5 protein-coding genes are annotated in these 6,380 nt (G+C 65.9%); 4 read left to right on the forward strand and 1 reads right to left on the reverse strand.

The genetic code is table 11. The annotated features are described in order from the left end of the window. Positions 1-160 precede the first annotated feature (160 nt). From U9980_RS12050 to U9980_RS12065, 4 genes are all read left to right on the forward strand, one after another. Complete coding sequence (locus tag U9980_RS12050; protein WP_322767984.1) at positions 161-751, forward strand: hypothetical protein; 591 nt, start codon at positions 161-163, stop codon at positions 749-751. A gap of 55 nt (positions 752-806) precedes the next feature. After that, complete coding sequence (locus U9980_RS12055) at positions 807-2,915, forward strand: cellulose synthase catalytic subunit (RefSeq protein ID WP_322767985.1); 2,109 nt, start codon at positions 807-809, stop codon at positions 2,913-2,915. Between the two features lie 12 nt (positions 2,916-2,927). After that, positions 2,928-4,535: a kelch motif-containing protein gene (locus U9980_RS12060; RefSeq protein WP_322767986.1), complete on the forward strand. Its 1,608-nt coding sequence runs from the start codon at positions 2,928-2,930 to the stop codon at positions 4,533-4,535. 224 nt (positions 4,536-4,759) lie between these two features. Further along, positions 4,760-5,662 carry a glycoside hydrolase family 6 protein gene (locus U9980_RS12065; RefSeq protein ID WP_322767987.1) on the forward strand — a complete coding sequence of 301 codons (903 nt, stop codon included), beginning with the start codon at positions 4,760-4,762 and terminating at the stop codon, positions 5,660-5,662. An 88-nt stretch (positions 5,663-5,750) separates the two neighbouring features. Here the strand turns inward: U9980_RS12065 and U9980_RS12070 are convergent, their stop codons facing one another. Then, positions 5,751-6,236, reverse strand: a complete 486-nt coding sequence (locus tag U9980_RS12070) for a VOC family protein (protein WP_322767988.1) — start codon at positions 6,234-6,236, stop codon at positions 5,751-5,753. Positions 6,237-6,380: the final 144 nt, after the last annotated feature.

Below are 6,380 nucleotides of genomic sequence, written 5' to 3' on the forward strand. Positions count from 1 at the left end.
ACCCAGCAACGGACACGTCTGGACATCCTGTCACCGGTTGCATACACGATCATGCGAAGTTCGGGCGTGGTTGTGCGATATCAGGTACCCATTGGGTGGGTGTAGTCATGACGGTGTCGAAGGGGACGGATTGTCGATTCGCGAGTCGGACAGCCCATGCGTGGGCACTGAGTCCGCATCCAGGTCCCGTGCCGCCGATTTGATCATTTCGGGATGTGGCCTCGCGGGGGTCACCGCGGCGGCGGGGGCACTGCTGCCGTGGACGGGCGCGACGCTGTCCGATCGCGGGGCGGTGCTCCTCCCCGTCAGCCGGTCCGGGGTGGAGTTGTCGTCCAACGGCATGGTCGTGCTGGTCCTGGGTGTTGTCTGCGCCGTATCCAGCGTGGTGCCGCGGGATTCGCGGTGGGCGCGTCCGCTGACCCTTGTGCTGGCGCCAGCCGGTCTCGCGATCGCGGTCCTCGCCGCTGTCACGATCAATGCGGGGGATTCCGTGGCTGCGGAACTCCTCCGGTTACGGATCGGTACCTTCCAGACGGACCATCCTGTGGCCGCAGCGCAGGTGGGTCCGGGCCTGTGGCTCAGCCTCGGGGCCGGTGGCGCGCTCATCCTCGGCGGGGTCGGATGGCAGCTGGTTGGTCGCTCCACCCGGGAATCGTCGGATCACAACCGGTCCCACCTGTCGAGAACGGGCCGATCTTGGTGGCGTTCCCCCCGTCCCCGGTGGGTTCGTGCGTCGCGGAACGGCATGTGACGCGTGCCGTGGCGCCGCTTCGAACCTGTTGGCGGCATGACCTCTTGGAATAGAATTGGCCTACGACTACACGTCCTCTTCGAATCTCGCGGGTCCGCTCACGCTGCCGGCTGCGGACGGAAAATATCGGGTCACCTATCGCCGGGTGATGGTGGGGCGGGAACTGTGGATGGTTGTGCCGCTGCTGCTGGCCACCGTCGGATTATCGTCGCTGTTCTTCGTGTGGCTGGTCCAGCCGGATCACTTTCCCAAAGGCGCGTACCTGCCGACGCCGGTCCGGCTCGGCAACGCCGTCATGTTCTTGATGATCGTTCTTTCCGAGGGTATCCGGCTGCTCAATTCGATCACGCTCTGCTGGTCCGCGTGTATCATGCGCAATCCGGTACCGGTCCGGCCGCCGGCAGGCTTGCGGATCGCCTTCACCACGACGATCGTGCCGACAAAGGAACCAGTCGATGTCGTACGTGACACACTGATCGCGGCCCGACAGATTCGATATGGCACGCCGATTGACATCTGGTTGCTCGACGAAGGGGATGATCCGGCGGTCCGGGCGATGTGCGCGGAAATCGGAGTTCACCATTTCTCCCGCAACGGCGTGGCGAAGTGGAACGCGCCGAAGGGGCGATTTCGCGCCAGGACCAAGCACGGTAACCACAACTCGTGGCTGGCCGCCCATGGCGGGTCCTACGACGTTGTCATGTCGGTCGACCCCGACCACATTCCGCTGCCGAATTTCGCCGCGCGCATGCTCGGCTACTTCCGGGATCCCGAGGTGGCTTTTGTGGTGGGGCCACAGGTCTACGGCAACTTTCGCACCTTCCTCACCCGCGGCGCCGAGGCCCAGAACTACATGTTCCATTCAGTAATCCAGCGGGCCGCGAACCGGTTCAACTGCGGAATGTTCGTCGGGACCAACCACGCCTACCGGGTCCGCGCGTGGGAGCAGATCGGCGGGTTCCAGGATTCGATCACCGAAGATCTGGCCACATCCCTTGCCGTGCACGGTGCGCGCCACCCGGAAACCGGCCGGCGGTGGAAATCGGTGTACACCCCCGATGTCGTCGCCGTCGGCGAGGGGCCCGCCACCTGGACTGACTTCTTCAGCCAGCAGCTGCGGTGGGCCCGTGGCGCCAACGAGGTCATGGTGACCGAGTCGGTGCGTCGCCTGCGGCAGCTGTCGTGGGGCCACCGCGTGCACTACTCGATTCTGATGCTGCACTATCCGACGGCCGCACTCACCTGGCTGATGGGGATGCTGCTAACCGTCAGTTACATGGCGCTGGGGTCAAGCGGGGTCACCGTGCACATCTCGTCCTGGTTGGCCCTCTACGTCGACGTTGCGGTGGCCAGACTCCTCCTTTACATCTGGCTGCGGCGTTTCAATATCAGTCCGCATGAGGAGAAGGGGACCGCCGGTATCTCCGGAATCTTTGTCTCGATGCTGTGTACCCCCTTTTATTCGACCGCCTTTGTGGGCGCGTTGTTGCGGCGCCCGCTCGGGTTCGTGGTTACGCCCAAGGGGAACAGCGCCAGCCCCGATCGGCTCGCTACTTTTCGGAAACACCTCTTCTGGGCAGTGGTCTCCGCTGGTTCCATCACCATCGCGGCGACCTTCGGTCATGTGTATCCGGCCAACATGGTCTGGGCGGCGCTGTCCCTGCTCATCTGCCTGACACCCGTTGTCATGTGGTGCGTGTCCACAATCGCCGGCCCATCGCCCGCTCAAATCCCCGGGCCGGTGCCGGTGCCGGTGCCGGTGCAGTCGCCGGCCATATGGTCCACGGTGCAGCCGGGGGCCTACCGCGAGGAGACCACCCGGCGACTGGCTCGTCCCGAGCCCATGTCCGCGCCGGGGAATCCCGGTCGGCTCGACGGGGAGAGCACGCAGAAGGTGGTCAGACCGGCAGCATCGGTCGAACGGGGGAGCTGGCCACATCCGCCAGGGGTGCGGCCGGTGCCCAGGGGCCATTCATTGTCGGCCCGTAACTCGGTGCCTCCCCGTAACTCGGTGTCTCCCCGCAGTCCGGTTTCCCCCCACGATTCGGTGTACGCCGCTAATTCGGCGGCGGGAGGGTATTCGGTGGCGGGAGGTTATATGGAGGATGTCACGATGAAGCTCCGGCCGCGGCGCCGGCGCGTGTCCCGCGACGGTCTTGCTTGAGGAGCTCACCTGATGGCTGCGGTGCTGACATCGTCGGCTCAGGCCAAGCGGCTGCGTCGGTGGCGGATCCTGCGGTTGGGTGCATTCCTGTTCGCCATCATTGTGGGCAACGGCCCGTTTGCCGTGTCGTGGACTGCCACCCGGTACGAACAGTGGCAGTCCCACCGGCCGGACTACATGCGCGCTTACGGGCGCTGGGATGTTGTCGCGGACAGTGCCACGCGGTCGATTCACGCGGCGATGTTGCGCACCGGGAAGGTCCTGCTCATGGCCGGCTCCGGTAACGACCAGGGAAATTTCGACGCGAAAAAGTTCAGGACCGTGCTGTGGGATCCGATCGCGAACACATTTGCCGATGTCCACACACCCTGGGATGTCTTCTGCGCGGGGCATGCCTTTCTCCCCGATGGTAATCTGCTGATAGCCGGCGGGACCAAGAAGTATGAACTCCTGGCGGCGGACGCTCCGGACGGAAAGAAGCACGAGTACGAGGGGCTGAAGGACTCCTACATTTTCGATCCGGCGACCGAGCGGTATGAGAAGACCGGCGATCTGAACCACGCCCGGTGGTACCCGACGCTGGTAACCCTTGCCAACGGCCTGGTCGTCGCCGTCTCCGGCCTCGACGACAACGGCAACATCGATCAGGGCAACACCGAGTCGTTCAACCCGGCCGTCAGGACGTGGAATGATTATCCGAATCTCCGGAAGGTCTTTCCCACCTATCCGTCCCTGCTACTCGCAGGCGACGGCCGGTTGTTCTTCTCCGGTGCCAACGCCGGCTACGGCCCGGCAGGCGTCGCAGAGCGCCAGCCCGGCCTGTGGAACCTGGTGAACAACGCCTTCCAACCGGTCGACGGGCTGCCCGAGCCGGAGCTCAACGAGACGGCAGGGACAATCATGCTTGCTCCGGCACAGGAGCAGAAGGTGATGTTCATTGCCGGTGGCGGGGTCGGCGACACCCAGACGGCGACGGCCCGGACCGCGATTGTGGATCTTGATTCGCCTGATCCAACCTACCGGCGTGGCCCCGACATGGCTGAGGCGAAACGGTATCCCGGCGCGGTGATTCTGCCCGACGACACGGTGCTCGTCTCCGGTGGTTCCACCGCCTATCGGGCTGACGACTCTCGGACAGCCGAGATCTACCACCCGGACACGAACGCCTTCACCGCGGCGGCAGACCCGCATGTCGGCCGTGATTACCACTCCGAGTACCTTCTGCTTCCGGACGGGCGGGTAGCCGTGTTCGGCTCGAACCCATTGAGCGACGACAACGCGTTCGAGACCCGGGTCGAGGTGTACTCGCCCGGCTACCTCTACAGAGGTGAGCGTCCGACGATCACATCAGCACCGACGCAGATCCCCCGGGGCTCGACCATCACCGTGGAGTCATCGCAGCCGGTGGCGAAGGCCCGTCTGATCCGCCCGGGTGCTTACACCCACGTGACCGACACCGAGCAGCGGTCGGTGGCGTTACCCGTCGTTCGGCAGGTCGACAGCAGGGTCACACTGAGCGTACCCCGCAACTCCAACCTTCTACCGTCAGACTGGTACATGCTGTTCGTAACCAACGGTGCGGGCGTTCCGTCCGTCGCCACCTGGGTCCAGGTGGGATGAGCGTGGCCGTACTGATCGCCAGGATGGTCCGGCAGGTCGAGGCAGCCCGGCGTCGGACCGGGCACCGTCCACCCCGAGTCGCCAGTCTGATGACAGCAGTGGCTCTCAGCGCCGCGGTGGCTGTCACCGGATGTGGCACTGGAGGTGCAACACGGACCGCTACCGCGTCGCTTCGTGCGGTGGGCGCGCAGTGCCCCGCCGGCGACCCGGCCGGTCGAGGCGCCGTGGCGGGCGCAGGTCCGCACGGCCCCGCGCCCCGCGCGCCATTCCTCGTCGATCCGAACAGTCAACCGGCCGTGGCCGCACGGCAGGACGCCGCCAACGCTGCGAGCGCCACGGCGATCGCAGCCAGGCCGATCGCTTTCTCGGTTGGGGACTGGCTGGGTAACGGCGTCCAGACAGAGGTAACGGCGCGTAGCGGGCAAGCGGAGCGGGTGGGGGCGACGGCGGTCTTCATGGTCTACGCGATCCCGCACCGCGATATCGGTTCCGGGTTTTCCGCCGGCGGAGAACGCGATGCCGCCGCCTACCGGGCGTTCACGCGGCAGGTGGCGGCGGGAATCGGCACGCGTGCGGCCGTCGTCATCCTGGAACCGGATTCGCTGGCACAGATGGACAGTCTGTCCATGGCCGACCAGCAGGAGCGTTACCAGTTGCTGAACGACGCTGTTGACGTCTACGGCAGACTGGCCGCTACCAGCGTCTACCTCGACGGCGCCCACTGCGGATGGACGGCGGCACCGGTCATCGCAGACCGGCTGAGCCGGGCTGGCGTGCGACGGACCCGCGGCTTCGCGGTCAACGTGTCGAACTACTACCGGACCCGGGACGAGGTGGCCCGCGCCGAAGTGATCTCGGCGCTGGCCGGTGGTGCCCATTTCGTCGTCGACACCTCACGCAACGGACGCGGCCCGGCCGCCGCCACCATCAAGGATCCCTGGTGCAACCCGCCGGGCCGAGGACTCGGGGCTGCGCCGACCACCGACACCGGCAGCCCGCGGGCGGACGCCCTGCTCTGGATCAAGGTTCCAGGGGCCAGCGACGGGGAGTGCGGTCGGAACAACCCCTCGGCCGGCATCTGGTGGCCGGCCCAAGCCGACGAGCTCGTCCGCAACGCCGAGTCCTGAACTCCGTCCGTCGCCAGCGGCCGTTCATGGTCGGAGAGGTGGTCGATCCCACCGGCCTGATCCGCGCGATTGAAGATCCACCGACCGCCTAGCCTTGGCCGCCGGCTGCGGCGCCCATGGCTTCGGCGGCGCGGCGGGACAGCTCCTCGGCTGGAACGTCCTCAACGTGGGTCGCCACGTTCCACCGGTGCCCGAACGGGTCCTCGAACTGCCCGGTCCGGTCGCCGTAGAACTGGTTCTCGACCGGGCGCAGGCTCTTGGCGCCAGCCTTGACTGCACGATCATAGGTCGCGTCCACGTCCGCCACGTACACGTGGATGGTGACCGGCGTTCCGCCCACGGTTTTCGGGCCCGCCGCGTCCATTTCGGGGTATTCGTCCGACAGCATGATCATAGAACTGCCGATCGTGAGCTCCGCATGGCCGATCTTTCCGTCTGGCGCGGCCATACGCATCCGCTCGGTTGCGCCGAAAACCCGCGTGTAGAAATCGATGGCGTCGGCCGCGCCGTCGACGTGCAGGTACGGGGTGATCACGGGGTAGTCGGTGGGGATCGGCTCGACTGATGTGGTCATCGTTTGTTCTCCTTGGCTGGCTGTCGTGTCAGGGTTGACGTGGCAGGGCTGACGCGGTGGGGTGCAACAAGCGGTGCGGCTCAACCGACGGAACGCATCCCATGCTAGCACATACGTTCGAATATGAACCAGTGCGTTCCGTAG

The sequence above is a fragment of the Protofrankia sp. Cr1 genome, assembly GCF_963555865.1.
Classification (GTDB): Bacteria; Actinomycetota; Actinomycetes; order Frankiales; family Frankiaceae; genus Protofrankia.